At 64.9% G+C, this 14,626-nt stretch carries 12 protein-coding genes; 7 read left to right on the top strand and 5 right to left on the bottom strand.

The features are described from left to right. Positions 1 to 99: 99 nt before the first annotated feature. From AC5ZGW_RS24605 to AC5ZGW_RS24595, 3 genes are all read left to right on the top strand, one after another. Positions 100 to 1,263, top strand: a complete 1,164-nt coding sequence (locus tag AC5ZGW_RS24605) for an acyl-CoA dehydrogenase family protein (protein ID WP_130228111.1) — start codon at positions 100 to 102, stop codon at positions 1,261 to 1,263. Between the two features lies 1 nt (position 1,264). Beyond that, positions 1,265 to 1,921 carry a glutathione S-transferase family protein gene (locus AC5ZGW_RS24600; RefSeq protein WP_130228110.1) on the top strand — a complete coding sequence of 219 codons (657 nt, stop codon included), beginning with the start codon at positions 1,265 to 1,267 and terminating at the stop codon, positions 1,919 to 1,921. A gap of 204 nt (positions 1,922 to 2,125) precedes the next feature. Beyond that, positions 2,126 to 2,932 carry a helix-turn-helix domain-containing protein gene (locus AC5ZGW_RS24595; protein ID WP_130228109.1) on the top strand — a complete coding sequence of 269 codons (807 nt, stop codon included), beginning with the start codon at positions 2,126 to 2,128 and terminating at the stop codon, positions 2,930 to 2,932. 144 nt (positions 2,933 to 3,076) lie between these two features. Here the strand turns inward: AC5ZGW_RS24595 and AC5ZGW_RS24590 are convergent, their stop codons facing one another. After that, entirely contained in the window at positions 3,077 to 3,919 is an 843-nt protein-coding gene (locus tag AC5ZGW_RS24590) for a universal stress protein (RefSeq protein ID WP_496113973.1), read from the bottom strand. A gap of 197 nt (positions 3,920 to 4,116) precedes the next feature. On the opposite strand from AC5ZGW_RS24590, the gene AC5ZGW_RS24585 reads away from it, so the two are divergent. The 4 genes from AC5ZGW_RS24585 (at position 4,117) to AC5ZGW_RS24570 (ending at position 10,480) form a co-directional block, all read left to right on the top strand. Beyond that, a complete protein-coding gene (locus tag AC5ZGW_RS24585; protein WP_130227325.1) occupies positions 4,117 to 4,983 on the top strand; it encodes a beta-keto acid cleavage family enzyme in 867 nt (288 codons plus the stop codon). 147 nt (positions 4,984 to 5,130) lie between these two features. Continuing rightward, positions 5,131 to 6,735: an AMP-binding protein gene (locus tag AC5ZGW_RS24580; protein ID WP_130227324.1), complete on the top strand. Its 1,605-nt coding sequence runs from the start codon at positions 5,131 to 5,133 to the stop codon at positions 6,733 to 6,735. Positions 6,736 to 6,893: 158 nt separating this feature from the next. Next, on the top strand, positions 6,894 to 8,510 hold the full coding sequence (locus AC5ZGW_RS24575; protein WP_130227323.1) for an acyl-CoA carboxylase subunit beta: 1,617 nt from the start codon (positions 6,894 to 6,896) through the stop codon (positions 8,508 to 8,510). Further along, on the top strand, positions 8,507 to 10,480 hold the full coding sequence (locus AC5ZGW_RS24570) for an acetyl/propionyl/methylcrotonyl-CoA carboxylase subunit alpha (RefSeq protein ID WP_130227322.1): 1,974 nt from the start codon (positions 8,507 to 8,509) through the stop codon (positions 10,478 to 10,480). Before AC5ZGW_RS24575 ends, AC5ZGW_RS24570 begins: the two co-directional genes overlap by 4 nt. Positions 10,481 to 10,566: 86 nt before the next feature. Here AC5ZGW_RS24570 and AC5ZGW_RS24565 read toward each other — a convergent pair whose 3' ends face one another. Genes AC5ZGW_RS24565 through AC5ZGW_RS24550 form a run of 4 tightly spaced genes read right to left on the bottom strand, consistent with a single transcriptional unit; the run spans position 10,567 to position 14,419 of the window. Further along, on the bottom strand, positions 10,567 to 11,565 hold the full coding sequence (locus AC5ZGW_RS24565) for an ABC transporter ATP-binding protein (protein WP_130227321.1): 999 nt from the start codon (positions 11,563 to 11,565) through the stop codon (positions 10,567 to 10,569). Continuing rightward, positions 11,562 to 12,575: an ABC transporter ATP-binding protein gene (locus AC5ZGW_RS24560; protein ID WP_130227320.1), complete on the bottom strand. Its 1,014-nt coding sequence runs from the start codon at positions 12,573 to 12,575 to the stop codon at positions 11,562 to 11,564. Before AC5ZGW_RS24560 ends, AC5ZGW_RS24565 begins: the two co-directional genes overlap by 4 nt. Next, positions 12,575 to 13,468, bottom strand: a complete 894-nt coding sequence (locus AC5ZGW_RS24555) for an ABC transporter permease (protein ID WP_028167254.1) — start codon at positions 13,466 to 13,468, stop codon at positions 12,575 to 12,577. The genes AC5ZGW_RS24560 and AC5ZGW_RS24555 overlap by 1 nt, the downstream gene beginning before the upstream one ends. Before the next feature lie 3 nt (positions 13,469 to 13,471). Then, the gene (locus AC5ZGW_RS24550; RefSeq protein ID WP_130227319.1) at positions 13,472 to 14,419 is read right to left on the bottom strand and encodes an ABC transporter permease; all 948 of its coding nucleotides are present in this window, start codon (positions 14,417 to 14,419) and stop codon (positions 13,472 to 13,474) included. Between the last annotated feature and the right edge of the window lie 207 nt (positions 14,420 to 14,626).

The raw sequence follows: 14,626 nt of genomic DNA, 5'->3' as shown, positions 1-14,626 counted from the left end.
CCATCGGGCCGTATACGCCGGCGGAGAAATGGATTCCGGGTTCGTCCTTCGGACGCCCCGGAATGACAAGACAATGCTGATTGGAGCTCAAGAGGGACCATGATCTTCACCGCCGACCATGACGAACCCCGCCGCGCCTTGCAGAAATTCATCGCGGCCGAGATCAACCCCTATGTTGACGACTGGGAAGACGCCGGCATCTTCCCCGCGCATGAGCTGTTCAAGAAGCTCGGCTCGCTCGGCTTCCTCGGCCTCAACAAGCCCATCGAATTCGGCGGCCAGGGGCTCGACTACAGCTTTGCGCTGATGATGGCAGAAGAGTTAGGGGCCATCAGATGCGGCGGCGTGCCGATGGCGATCGGGGTGCAGACGGATATGGCCACGCCCGCGCTGGCGCGGTTCGGCTCCGACGAGGTGCGGCGCGAGTTCCTGGTGCCGGCGATCGCGGGCGATCAAGTCGCCTGTATCGGCGTCTCCGAGCCGGGCGCCGGCTCCGATGTCGCCTCGATTAAAACCAATGCACGTTCCCACGGCGACGATTACGTCATCAATGGCGGCAAGATGTGGATCACCAATGGCACGCAGGCCGATTGGATCTGCCTGCTCGCCAACACCAGCGACGGCCAGGTCCATCGCAACAAGTCGCTGATCTGCGTGCCGATGAAGAGCAAGGGCGTCACCATCGCGCGCAAGCTCGACAAGATGGGCATGCGCTCCTCCGACACCGCGCAGATCTTCTTCGACAATGTCCGGGTGCCCAAGCGCAACCGAATCGGCGAGGAGGGCAAGGGTTTCACCTACCAGATGATCCAGTTCCAGGAGGAGCGTCTGTGGGGCGCCGCCGCCTGCCTGAAGGCGCATGAATTCATCATCAACGAGACCATCGAATATACCCGGGGCCGCAAGGCGTTCGGCGGCTCGATCCTCGACAACCAGGTGGTGCACTTCAAGCTCGCGGAGATGCAGACCGAGGTCGAGCTGTTGCGCTCGCTGATCTATCGTGCCGGCGAAGCGCTGGTCGCGGGCGAGGACGTCACCCGTCTCGCCACCATGGCGAAGCTGAAGGCGGGCCGGCTCGGGCGCGAACTGACCGACGCCTGCCTGCAATATTGGGGCGGCATGGGTTTCATGAACGAAACCCCAGTCAGCCGCGCCTATCGCGACAGCCGCCTGACCTCGATCGGCGGAGGCGCCGACGAGGTGATGCTGATGGTGTTATGCAAGATGATGGGTATGTTGCCCAGCATGAAGGGAAGCGCCTGAGATGGTCACGCTTTATCACTGCGAAGCCGCGCGTTCGTTCCGGCCGCTCTGGATGCTCGAGGAAATGGGATTGGCCTACGAGCTCAAGATGCTGCCGTTTCCGCCACGGGTGTTCGCGAAGGACTATCTGGCGCTCAACCCGCTCGGCACGATTCCCTTGCTGATCGATGGCGAGACGCGGATGACGGAGTCTTCAGGCATCTGCCATTACCTTGGTACCAAATATGGCCCGACACCGCTGATCGTCGGACCCGACGAGCCCGCCTACGGTGCCTTCCTCAACTGGATGTATTTTTCCGATGCGACGCTAACCTTTCCGCAGACTCTGGTGCTGCGTTACGCCCAGCTCGAGCCGGAGGAGCGGCGCAATCCGCAAGTGGCCGGCGACTACGCCAAATGGTTCTTCGGCCGTCTGCGGGCGGTGGAGGCCGCAACCGGCAAGGCCGAGACGTTGTGCGCCGGCCGCTTCACCGCCGCCGACATCGCCATCGGCTACGCACTCCGGCTCGCCGACAATATCGGGCTCGCCAAGGATTTCGGTCCCAATGTCGCAGCCTATTGGGCGCGGCTGCAGCAGCGCGAGGCATACCAGCGGGCCGTCGCGGCGGAACGCAAGGCCGGCGTGGAGCAAAACGTCGCGCCGCGGGTGCGTGGGTAAAGCGCCCGCCCCGGCCGTCACTGCGAGGAGCGACAGCGACGAAGCAATCCATTTCTCCACTCGTGGTGGCATGGATTGCTCCGCTTCGCTCGCAATGACGGAGAGAGCCGTTTCCTCGCCCCAATTGTAACGGTGACTTCAGCCAGATTTCGGCTATGGTTGGCGCCGCAACGGCCGGGAAGAGCCGTGCGAGGAGGAACCACCATGGACGACCAGGCCCGCGAAGTAGGCCATCTGATGCTGATCACGCCGGAGCGGGTGTTTTACGCCGGACTGCTCGGCCGCCCGCGCGAGCGCTGTCCGGGCGCATTCCATGTCTATGTCGCGATCAAAGGCCGCCTGCACCTTGCGACCAGCGATGGCCGCGAGTCCTATGGTGATCTCGTCGTGACCATGCCGAACCTGCGCCACACGATCGCGAGCGACTATCGCTCGGCGATCTGCGTCGCCATCGAGCCTGAGAGCGTTCGCGTCGGCGCGCTCGAGTCGTTCTCAAGGCTGTTGACGGGCTCGGAAAGCCAAATCTTCGCCGACCGCATCCGCGCCGCCTATGCCGCGCTCGGACGTCGCCAATATAGCGACAACCTCTCGAACGCCGAGTTCGACATCATGTGCTTCGGAGAGGGGCTGCCGCAGCGTGTGCTTGATCCGCGCGTGGTGCGGGCCATCATGCGCATCGGCAAATTCTCCGGCGAGCCGGTGACGGCGGCGGATTGCGCGGCGGATGCCGCGCTGTCGCCCTCGCGCTTCCTGCATCTGTTCAAGGAGGAGACCGGGATCTCGTTCCGCTCCTTCCGTGCCTGGAAGCGGGCGCGGCATCTGTTGCATTTCGCCAACCAGGACATCAATCTGGCGCATCTGGCGCAGGACATCGGCTATCCCGACTCGACCCATTTCAGCCACTCGATCCGCCGCTTCTACGGCCTGAAGCCGCGCGCGATCTTCTCCGGCTCGCGCGATCTCGCGATCTATCGCAGCAGCGGATCGTTCACGGAAGCGGTGGTTCCCTAATCGTCATGCCCGGGCTTGTCCCGGGCATCCACGTCTTCCTTTGGTGTCGCCGGCACGTGGATGGCCGGGACAAGCCCGGCCATGACGGAGAGAGCGTCTACAATTCACTCCTGGGTCCAGCCGGTCGCTGGCCGCCTTCCGCCATCAGTGCGACAGCAGCACGGGCAGCGGCGGGTGTGACATCATGCTGAGCGTGGCGCCGCCGAGCACGAATTGGCGGAAGCGGGAATGGCCGAACGCGCCCATGACCAAAAGGTCGCTGTCATGGCTCGTCAGCGCAGCCTCCAGCGCGTGCGCGACCGAGCGGCCCGCGGCATCGACGGTGTCGAGGATCACCTCGACGCCGTGACGGGCGAGATGCTTGGCAAGTTCCGGCCCGGACCGCTTGGTGTCGATGCGCTTCTCATTGGTCACCGTCACGATGTGGACGCGCTTGGCCTGCTTGAGCAGCGGCAGCGCATCCGCGACTGCGCGTGCGGCCGGACGGCTGAAATCCCAGGCCACCGTTGCCGTATTCAGGATGAACGGCTTGCGGCTGCTTTGCGGCAGCAGCAGGACGGGGCGTCCGGATTCGAAAATGATCGGCTCGGCATTCCAGGCGCCGAACAGGGCATTGTCCTGGACCGGAATGATGGTGAGGTCGCGAAGCCGCGCATACTCGATCAATAGCTCGCGCTGCTCGGAGGTCAGGCAGCGTTCCAGGATGCGTTCCTCGAAGACGCCGCGCTTTTCCGCGGCGGCCTGGAACGCTGCGAGCGTGGCCTCGGCCTGAAAGCGTGATTTCTTTTCATCGGTCGCGGCGATTCCGGGAACGTCGAGCAGCGCCGGGCTCAGGAAGCTGCCGGGCACGGCGACGCGGATCTCGCAGGCGATCGCGGAAATCTTGGCACCGACGGCGGCGGCGAAATCGGTCGCAAGATCGATCGCCGCCGGCGGCGTCGTTTCGGGGTAGCTCGCGAGCGTCAAGAGGAGGTCTTTGTAGGCCATGTCGTGTCTCCCAGAATCCAGGGAAACTCATAGCCCTGTCGCGGCGTCCGGGTTTGATTCAGAGCAAACCTCCATGCGCGCTATTGCCACGGCGACCTGCCTGCCGCCGCGGCAATAGCCAGTCAACGCAAGAGGGCTCTGGCCAAATCGCGCATCATGCAAAAAACTGAGCCATTCAAACACCTTGGACTGGATGCATGAGCGACAAGGCCGTTATCACCTGCGCGCTGAACGGCGTGCTGACCGATCCAAAACAGCACAATGTGCCGGTGACGCCGGAACATATGGCGCGCGAGGCCAAGGCGGCCTTCAACGCCGGCGCCAGCATCATGCATATCCATCTGCGCCAGCAGGCACCTGGCAAGGGCCATCTGCCGTCCTGGGAGGTCGGCGTCAGCAAGGAGATCCAGCAGGCGATCCGCGAGGCCTGCCCCGGTGTCATCATCAATCACACCACGGGCACCTCCGGCCCGAACTATCAGGGCGCGCTCGATTGCGTCCGTGAAACCAGGCCCGAGATCGCCGCCTGCAATGCCGGCTCGCTGAATTATCTGAAGGTCAAGGCCGACAACACTTGGGCCTGGCCGCCGATGCTGTTCGATAACGCGGTTGAGAAGGTGCAGGATTATCTCGACGTGATGAAGGACGCCGGCACGATTCCCGAATTCGAATGTTTCGACGTCGGCATCGTGCGCTGCGTCGGCATGTACCGGCAGACCGGCATGTATTCCGGTCCGCTCGAATATAATTTCGTGATGGGCGTTGCCTCGGGCATGCCGGCCGATCCGGAATTGCTGCCGATCCTGCTCAAGCTGAAGGCGCCGGACGCGCATTGGCAGGTCACCGCGATCGGCCGCGCCGAGATCTGGCCATTGCACCAGCGCGCCGCCGATCTCGGCGGGCACTTGCGCACCGGGTTGGAAGACACCTTCTATCTGGCTGATGGCACGAAGGTGACCTCCAACGGCCAGTTGATCGAGGCGATCGCCGCCTGCGCGCGCAGAGCTGGCCGCGAGATCGCCAGCCCCGCCGAAGCGCGGCAGATTTTCGGGGTGAGGCACTAGGGCTGCTCCGCTGTCATTCCGGGGCATCGCGAAGCGATGAGCCCGGAATCCATCGGGCCGCATGGACCTGTGGCGAAATGGATTCCGGGCTCGCGCTACGCGCGCCCCGGAATGACGACGGCGGGTGGAGGGGAGGGAATCAAATCAATGGATGATCTCGCAGCAACCGGCGGCGTGTCGGGTCCGGGACAGATCGGCCGGGTGGCGATCGGCGATCTGCTCAAGCGCGCGGCGCGGCGCTTTCCTGATCGCGTCGCGCTCACCGACGGCGCGCGTCGCGTCACCTTCACCGAGCTCGAGCGTGACGCTAACCGATTTGCCAACTACCTCGTGCAGCGGGGTCTAAAGCCGGGCGAAAAAATCTCGACCATCTGCAACAACTCGGTCGAATTCGTCAAAGCGCTGTTCGGCATTCACCGCGCGGGCCTCGTCTGGGTCCCGATCAACACCATGCTCGGGCCTGCCGATATGGATTACATCCTCGGCCATGCCGAGGTCCGCTTCGCGCTGATCGACGACAATCTGCATGCGCAAGCGGACCGGCGCGCGACGCTGGAACAGCGCGGCATCGGGATGGTCGCGATCGATCTTGCCGGAAAAGTCGCGGCAACCGGCCTTGAGAATTTCAACGATCTCATTAAGGGTCAATCCGACATCGAACCCGAGATCGAGATCAACGACCGCGATCTCGCCATGATCATCTACACCTCCGGCACGACGTCGCGGCCGAAGGGCGCGATGCACTGCCACCTCGCCGTGGTAATGGCGGTGATGAGCAATTGCATCGAGATGCAGCTCTCCCGCGATGACGGCATCACTGGACAATTCCCGCTGTTCCATTGTGCCGGCCATGTGCTGCTGCTCAGCTATCTCTCGGTCGGCGGCCGCATGGCGCTGATGCGCGGCTTTGATCCTGTCGTCTGCATGGAGGCGATCGTCCGCGACAAGCTCACCGTCTTTGTCGGGCTGTCGCTGATGTATCAGGCGATCCTCGACCATCCGCGGCGGCGGGAATTCGATCTTTCGGGCTTGCGCTGCTGCATCTACACCATGGCACCGATGGGCAAGCCGCTGCTCGAACGCGCCATCGCCGACCTGTGTCCAAACTTCGTGCTCTCCAGCGGCCAGACCGAGATGTATCCGGCGACCACGATGTCGCGGCCCGAAGTGCAGCTCAATCGCTTCGGCAATTACTGGGGCGAATCGCTTGTTGTTAACGAGACCGCGATCATGGACGACAACGGCAATCTCTTGCCGCGCGGCGAGATCGGCGAGCTCGTGCATCGCGGGCCGAATGTAATGATGGGCTATTACAAGGACCCGAAGGCGACCGAAGAGGCGCGCAAGTTCGGCTGGCACCACACCGGCGACCTCGCGCTGATCGACGACAATGGCGAGGTGCTGTTCCTCGATCGCAAGAAGGACATGATCAAGTCCGGCGGCGAGAACGTGGCTTCCGTGAAGATCGAGGAGACGCTGCTCGCACACCCCGCGGTGCAGAACGCCGCGGTGGTCGGCCTGCCGCACCCGCAATGGGGCGAAGCCGTCTCCGCCTTCGTCAAGCTGAAGCCGAATGCTGCGGCTGGCGAAGCTGACATCATCGAGCATTGCCGAAAGCATCTCGGTGGCTTCCAGGTGCCGAAGCTGGTGCGTATCCTCGACGAAATGCCGATGACGGCAACCGGCAAGCTGCGCAAGGTCGAACTGCGGCAGGCGTATAGTGAGTATTTCTCGGAAGCGAAAAGCGCATGATGCTTACCAAGAACACCCCTGTCATTCCGGGGCGCGCGCAGCGCGAGCCCAGAATCCATTTCTCCATGAGCGTCCGCGGCCCGATGGATTCTCTGATGTGCAATTGCACATCATAGCTCGTCCTTCGGACGCCCCGGAATGACGGAATAGGCTGAGCTATGGCCATCATCGAAAACACCATCTCGCCCTCCAGCGCCGCCTTCCAGGCCAATCGCGACGGCATGCTGGCGCTGATCTCCCGGATGCGGGCGCTGGAAGAGCGCACCCGCGCGGTATCCGCTGCTGCAAAGGACCGCTTCCACAAGCGCGGGCAGCTCCTGCCGCGTGAGCGCGTGGCGCTGGTGCTCGATCCCGGCTCGCCCTTCCTCGAACTGTCGACGCTCGCCGGCTACATGTTCGACGTCGCGGACGCGGACAGAAGCGTGCCTGGCGGCGGGCTGATCGCCGGCATCGGCTTCGTCTCCGGCATCCGCTGCATGGTCAGCGCCAATGATGCCGGCATCGATGCCGGTGCGCTGCAGCCCTATGGCCTCGACAAGACGCTGCGGGTGCAGGAACTGGCACTCGAGAACAAGCTGCCTTATGTGCAGCTCGTCGAGAGCGCCGGCGCCAATCTGTTGCGCTACCGCGTCGAGGATTTTGTCAGGGGCGGCAACATCTTTCGCAACCTGGCGCGGCTCTCGGCAGCCGGCTTGCCGGTGGTCACGGTGACGCATGGCTCGTCCACCGCCGGGGGCGCCTATCAGACAGGATTATCCGATTACATCGTGATGGTGCGCGGCCGCACCCGCGCCTTCCTCGCCGGTCCACCGCTGCTCAAAGCCGCTACCGGCGAGATCGCGACCGAGGAGGAACTCGGCGGCGCCGAGATGCACACCTCGATCTCCGGTCTCGGCGATTACCTCGCTGAGGACGACCGCGACGCCATCCGGATCGCGCGGGACATCATGTCCAGCCTCGAATGGGACCGGCGCCAGCCCGCGAGCGCGTCGTTCAAGCCGCCGCGCTACGATGCGGAAGAATTGCTCGGCATCATGCCGATGGATCACAAGCGTCCCGTCGACATACGTCAGGCGATCGCGCGCTTCATCGACGATTCCGATTTTACCGAGTTCGGCGCCAATTATGGTTCGGCCACGATTTGCGGCCATGCCCGCATCGAAGGGCAGGCGATCGGCATCATCACTAATAACGGCCCGCTCGATGTGCCTGGCGCTAACAAGGCGACGCATTTCATCCAGGCCTGCTGCCAGTCGCGCACGCCGCTGCTCTATCTGAACAACACCACCGGCTACATAGTCGGCAAGGCCTATGAGGAAGCCGGCATGATCAAGCACGGCTCCAAGATGATCCAGGCGGTGACCTCGGCGACGGTACCGCAGATCACGATCTATTGCGGCGCCTCGTTCGGTGCCGGCAATTACGGCATGTGCGGCCGCGGCTTCCATCCGCGCTTCTGCTTCTCATGGCCCAATGCCAAGACCGCCGTGATGGGCGGCGAGCAGGCCGCCGAGACCATGGCGATCGTCACCGAAGCCGCCGCCGCCCGCCGCGGCAAGCCGGTCCCGAAGGAGAAGCTGGACGCGATGAAAGCCGAGATCATCGGCGTGTTCGACGGCCAGATGGACGTGTTCTCCACCAGCGCGCGCGTGCTCGACGACGGCGTGATCGATCCGCGCGACACCCGCAGCGTCCTCAGCGAGGTGCTTGCGATCTGCCGCGAGGCGGAAGCCCGCAATCCTCAGCGCATGCAGTTCTCGGTGGCGCGGCCATGAGTCGTGAAGGGGGCGGGATGTTCTATCGGGTCCTGATTGCCAATCGCGGCGAGATCGCGCTGCGGATCATGCGCACCGCGCGCCGACTCGGCTACGGCGTCGTCGCCGTTTATTCCGATGCCGACCGTGATGCCCTGCACGTAGGCGAGGCCGATCACGCGGTCCGCATTGGCGAGGCGCAACCGTCGCAATCCTATCTCAACATCGATGCGATCATCGCCGCCGCCAAGGCCAGCGGCGCCGGCGCCGTGCATCCCGGCTACGGCTTCCTCGCCGAGAACGAGCATTTTGCGCAAGCCTGTCGCGACGCCGGCCTCGTCTTCATCGGCCCGTCGCCGGAAGCGGTCCGCGCGATGGGCAACAAGGCGGGCGCCAAGGAGATCATGCAAAAGGCCGGTGTGCCCTGCGTGCCCGGCTATCAGGGCGCCGACCAGAGTGACGAGGTCATGCTGGCGGAAGCCAGGCGGATCGGCTTTCCCGTGATGATCAAGGCGGTCGCTGGCGGCGGCGGGCGCGGCATGCGGCTGGTTTCCGACGCGGCGTCGTTCCCGGATGCGCTGCGCAGCGCGCGCTCGGAGGCGCTGGGCGCCTTCGGCGATGCGACGGTTATCCTGGAGCGCGCGATCGTCGATCCCCGCCACATCGAGATCCAGGTGTTCGGCGACCGCCATGGCAACGCGATCCATCTCGGCGAGCGCGACTGCTCGGTGCAGCGCCGGCACCAGAAGCTGATCGAGGAGGCGCCGTCTCCGGCGGTGTCGCCCGAGTTGCGGGCGCGGATGGGCGCCGTCGCGGTCCAGGCGGTGAAGGCGCTTCGCTACGAGGGCGCCGGCACGCTGGAATTTTTGCTCGACGGCAACGGCGACTTCTATTTCATGGAGATGAACACGCGCCTGCAGGTCGAGCATCCCGTCACCGAGGCGATCACCGGGCTCGATCTGGTCGAGCTGCAGTTGCGTGTCGCCCGCGGCGAGCCGCTCGGCGTGAAGCAGGAGGACATCACATTCTCCGGCCACGCGATCGAGGTGCGGCTGTGCTCGGAGGACGCGGACCATGACTTCGTGCCGCAATCCGGCAGGATGGCGCGCTGGCAGATGCCGGAAGGCGTCCGCGTCGAGCATGCGCTGCAGTCAGGTTCTGAGATCCCGCCGTTTTATGACTCCATGATCGCCAAGATCATCAGCCATGGCGCCGACCGGCGCGAAGCCCGCAGCAAACTGATCGTTGCGCTGGAGCAGGTCGAAGCCTTCGGCGTCACCACCAACCAGGGCTTTCTGATCTCCTGCCTGCGCCATCCAGCCTTCGGCAGGGGTGAGGCAACGACGTCGTTCATCTCAGCGCATCGGAGCGAACTGCTGGCGCCGCGCGCCGACGGGAGCGCGGATGCGGCGCTCGCGGCGCTGCTGCTCTACGTCACCAATCCGCACGCGCCGTCGTGGCGGAGCGGCCGCTCGCTCGCTGCGACGTTCCCGCTCGGATTGCGCATCGATCTCGGCCGCGGCCTCCGCGAGGTCGAGATCGTGCGCGAGCGCGACGGCTCTTACGTCGCCGATGTCGCGGGACACAAGCATCGCTTCGAGATCGATGAACTCGGTCTGGACGCGATCCGCTATCGCACCAACAGCCTCATGGCCCGCGCGAAATTCCTGCGCGACGGCGATCGTCTCTACATCCTCAATCACGACGTCACACTCTCGGTCCGCGATCTGACGCTGGCGCCGCCCGAGGCCGCCTCGGGGGCCAATGGCGACGGCAAGGTCCGCGCCGCCATGAACGGCCGCGTCGTCGCGGTGCTGGTCAAGCCGGGCGAGCAGGTTGCCGCCGGCCAGCCCGTGATGACTTTGGAAGCGATGAAGATGGAGCACGTGCACACCGCTAGTGTCGCCGGTACGGTGTCGGCCATCGACGTTGCCGAGGGCGAACAGGTGACGACGGGCAGGATTGTCGTCGAGATCGAGGCGGCGGCTTAGCCTCAACGCGTAGGGTGGGCAAAGCGCGGCGTGCCCACCATCACGAGCACGACACTTGATGGTGGGCACGCTGCGCTTTGCCCACCCTACGGCGCGTTGACCCGCCCCGTTCCCTCATTCAGCCAGCACGCCACCTGATGTCTGGCACCCGCTTCCACCAGCGGTGGGCGTTCAAGCTTGCAGCGATCCATTGCGTAGCGGCAGCGCGTATGAAACGCGCAGCCGGAGGGCGGGTTGATCGGGCTCGGCACGTCGCCCTCGACCAGCGGCGTCAGCCGCTTGACCCGTGGATTGGCGACCGGCACGGAGGCCAGCAATGCCTGGGTGTAGGGATGGCGCGGGTTGGCGAACAGCTCGGCTTTGTCTGCGATCTCGACGATGCGGCCGAGATACATCACGGCGACGCGGTGGCTGATATGGGCGACGACGGCGAGGTCGTGGGCGATGAACAGATAGGAGAAGTTGCGCTGGCGCTGCAGGTCGATCAGCAGATTGATCACCTGCGCCTGGATCGAGACGTCGAGCGCGGAGACCGGCTCGTCGCAGACGATCAGGCTCGGCCCGAGCGACAGCGCGCGTGCGATGCAGATGCGCTGGCGCTGGCCGCCGGAGAACTGGTGCGGATAGTTCTTCATCTGGTCGGGCCGCAGGCCCACCTGCTGGAACAGTTCCGCGACGCGTTCCTGCTTCCGCTCGCCCGAAGCCAGCCCGTGCACGCTTAGGGGTTCGCCGACGATGTCGCCCGCGGTCATGCGCGGGTTGAGCGAGGCAAACGGATCCTGGAACACGATCTGCATCGAGCGGCGGTGGGCACGCAGCTCCGCTTTGCTCAGATGCGTGATCGCCTCGCCGTTCAGCCGGATCTCGCCGCTCGACGGCTCGACCAGCCGCAGCACGCTACGCGCCACCGTCGACTTGCCGCAGCCGGATTCGCCGACCAGCCCCAGCGTCTCGCCGGGAGCCAGTGAAAAGCTGACACCATCGACCGCATGCACGGTGCCGACCTGCCGGCGCAGCACGCCGCCGCGCACCGGGTAATGCTTCACGAGGTCGGTGACCTCCAGCAGCGGCCGCGCTTCGCTCATGAGGCCTCCGCCATCTCGCCCGCGCGCCAGCAGGCGGCAAGGTGCCTGCCGCCGAAATCGCCGAGCGGCGGATATTCCTCCCGGCAGCGCGGGATCGCGAACCGGCAGCGCGGCGCGAACGCGCAGCCCGTCGGCAGCTTCGTTAGCGACGGCACCATGCCGGGGATTTCGACCAGCCGCACATCGGCTTTTGCGTCGAGCGACGGCACGGCCGGGATCGAGGCCATCAGGCCGCGCGTATACGGGTGCAGCGGATTCTCGAACAGCGCCTCGACGCTGGCTTCCTCGACCTTCCTGCCGGCATACATCACGATCACGCGCTGCGCCGTCTGCGCGACCACGCCGAGATCATGCGTGATCAGGATCAGCCCGGTGCCGAGCTTCTTCTGCAGATCGACCATCAGCGCCAGGATTTGCGCCTGGATCGTGACGTCAAGTGCAGTGGTCGGCTCGTCCGCGATCAAGAGCGCCGGCCGGCAGGCCAGCGCCATCGCGATCATCGCGCGCTGGCGCATGCCGCCCGAAAGCTGGTGCGGATATTCCTGCGCGCGCCGCTCCGGCTCGGGGATGCGAACGAGGCGCAGCATGTCGACCGCCTGCTTCCAGGCCTCCTTGCCGCTGATCTCCTGGTGCAGGCGCAAGGCTTCCGTGATCTGGTCGCCGATCCGCATCACCGGATTGAGCGAGGTCATCGGCTCCTGGAAGATCATGGAGATGCGATTGCCGCGGATCCTGCGCATCGCTTCGTCATCGAGCGCGAGCAGGTTCTGGCCTTCGAGCACGATCTCGCCGCCAACGATCTTGCCGGGCGGGTCCGGCACCAGCCGCATCACCGAGAGCGCGGTCACGCTCTTGCCGCAGCCGGATTCGCCGACGATCGCCAGCGTCTCGCCGCGGCGGACGCTGAAGGAGACATCGTCGACCGCCCTGAATAATCCCGAATTGGTGAAGAACACCGTTTTTAGGTTCTTCACCTCGAGCACCGCTTCTGCCTTGCCTGCTCCGCTCATCAGCCGCGCTGCCTTGGATCGAGGATGTCGCGCAGGGCGTCGCCGAACAGATTGGTGCCGAACACCGCGAGGCTGATCGCGATCCCCGGAAAGATCACGAGCCACGGCGCGACGCGCACATATTCTGCAGCCGATTCCGAGAGCATGCGGCCCCAGGACGGATAGGGTTCGGGAATGCCAAGGCCGAGAAACGACAAGGATGCCTCCGTCAGGATGGTGGAGCCGAGCTGCGCGGTCGCGAGCACGATCAGGGGGGCCAGCGTGTTCGGCAGCACGTGGCGGAACGCGATCCGCATCTCGCTCATGCCGATCGATTTCGCTGCCTCCACGAACGGCAGTTCGCGCAGCGCCAACGTGTTGGCGCGGATCACGCGCGCCACCGTCGGGATCAACGGGATCGCGATCGCGATGATGACGTTCGGCAGCGACGGGCCGAGCGCGGCCGTCATCACAAGCGCCAGCACCAACAGCGGCAGCGACTGCAGGATGTCGGTGATGCGCTGGAACAACAGATCGACCCAGCCGGAGAGATAGCCGGAGGCGAGCCCGACGATGACGCCGATCGACGCGCCGAGCGCGGTCGAGCCGAGACCGACCGCGAGCGAGATGCGTGCGCCATGGATGATGCGGCTCCAGACGTCGCGGCCGAACGAATCGGTTCCGAACCAGTGCAGCGCATTGGGCGCGGCCAGGCGGTGCGCCGAATCGACGGCAAGCGGATCGTAACGGCTGATCAGGTCGGCCGAGAGCGCCATCGCGACGAACAGCACCATGATGACGAGGCCGATCGTGCCGAGCAGGTAACGCTGCGCAAGGAACGTCAGCCGTCGCCAGCCGTGGGTGGCGTCAGCGCCGGCGCGCTTCAGTTCGGCATCGAAGTTGATGACAGCCAAGAGCTAGTCTCCGTAGCGAATGCGCGGGTCGATCGCGGCGTAGAGCATGTCGACCGTGAAGTTGACGACGACCACGACCACGGCGATGAACATCACGAGATTCTGCACGATCGGATAGTCGCGCCAGCGCAATGCCTCGACCAGGAAGCGCGCGACGCCGGGGATGTTGAAGACCGTCTCGGTGACGATCAATCCGCCGATCAGAAATGCCGCCTCGATGCCGATCACGGTGATCACAGGCAGCACCGCGTTCTTCAGCGCATGGTGATAGTTGACGGAGGCGTCCGATGCGCCCTTGGCGCGGGCGGTGCGGATGTAATCCTGCCGCAGGATCTCCAGCATCGAGGAGCGGGTGATGCGCATGGTCAGCGCCGCACTGCGGAAGCCAACCGCCATCGCCGGAATGCAGTAGATCGCGAACGCCTCGGCCCAGGTCTGCGGGTTCGGGTTGTAGATCGGCATCCAGCCGAGCATCGACACTGACGCCATCAGGATCAGCAGTCCCAGCCAGAACGACGGCAGCGACAGCCCGCTCAGGCTGACCACGCGCAAGGCATAGTCGAGCCGCGTGCCCTGATGCACCGCGCTGAGCACGCCCAAGGGAATGCCGATCGAGGCCGAGAACAACAGCGCCAGGCCGGCGAGTCTTGCGGTGATCGGGATCCGCGGCAGGATCTCCTGCAGCGCCGGCTTTTCCGAGACATAGGAATAGCCGAGATCGCCGTGCAGCAGGCCGCCGATCCACTTGAGATATTGCAGCACGATCGGGTCGCTGAGGCCGAGTTCCTTCTCCAGGTTGGCCTTGTCGGCGGGATCGACATAGCCGGCGGCGTCGAACAGGATATCGACGATGTTGCCGGGCACGATGCGCAGCAGCACGAAGATGATGACCGAGATCCCGAACAGGGTCACGAGCATCAGGAAGAGGCGCCGGACGATATAGGCTAGCACCTGGCCGCTCTCCTCTTGTCGTCTGCGCCGCTACAGCAGGACGGTCGCGGTTACTACCTCCCCCCAGCGGGGAGAGGTCGGCGCAACGCGCCGGGTGAGGGGCCGCGGCGCCCTCGATAGAGCGTAACCCCTCACCCGCGCCTTCAGCGCGACCTCTCCCTTTGGGAGAGGTGGGGACTCCCGACGCGGAGGCTGACTCGATTCCAT

The sequence above is a fragment of the Bradyrhizobium sp. Crot121 genome (genome assembly GCF_059512385.1).
This window is presented reverse-complemented; position numbering and strand designations above follow the sequence as displayed.

Excerpts from the sequence above, each read along its gene's own strand:
- AC5ZGW_RS24605 (WP_130228111.1), top strand. The coding sequence starts at position 100 with ATGATCTTCACCGCCGACCATGACGAACCCCGCCGCGCCTTGCAGAAA.
- AC5ZGW_RS24600 (WP_130228110.1), top strand. The coding sequence starts at position 1,265 with ATGGTCACGCTTTATCACTGCGAAGCCGCGCGTTCGTTCCGGCCGCTC.
- AC5ZGW_RS24595 (WP_130228109.1), top strand. The coding sequence starts at position 2,126 with ATGGACGACCAGGCCCGCGAAGTAGGCCATCTGATGCTGATCACGCCG.
- AC5ZGW_RS24590 (WP_496113973.1), bottom strand. The coding sequence starts at position 3,919 with ATGGCCTACAAAGACCTCCTCTTGACGCTCGCGAGCTACCCCGAAACG.
- AC5ZGW_RS24585 (WP_130227325.1), top strand. The coding sequence starts at position 4,117 with ATGAGCGACAAGGCCGTTATCACCTGCGCGCTGAACGGCGTGCTGACC.
- AC5ZGW_RS24580 (WP_130227324.1), top strand. The coding sequence starts at position 5,131 with ATGGATGATCTCGCAGCAACCGGCGGCGTGTCGGGTCCGGGACAGATC.
- AC5ZGW_RS24575 (WP_130227323.1), top strand. The coding sequence starts at position 6,894 with ATGGCCATCATCGAAAACACCATCTCGCCCTCCAGCGCCGCCTTCCAG.
- AC5ZGW_RS24570 (WP_130227322.1), top strand. The coding sequence starts at position 8,507 with ATGAGTCGTGAAGGGGGCGGGATGTTCTATCGGGTCCTGATTGCCAAT.
- AC5ZGW_RS24565 (WP_130227321.1), bottom strand. The coding sequence starts at position 11,565 with ATGAGCGAAGCGCGGCCGCTGCTGGAGGTCACCGACCTCGTGAAGCAT.
- AC5ZGW_RS24560 (WP_130227320.1), bottom strand. The coding sequence starts at position 12,575 with ATGAGCGGAGCAGGCAAGGCAGAAGCGGTGCTCGAGGTGAAGAACCTA.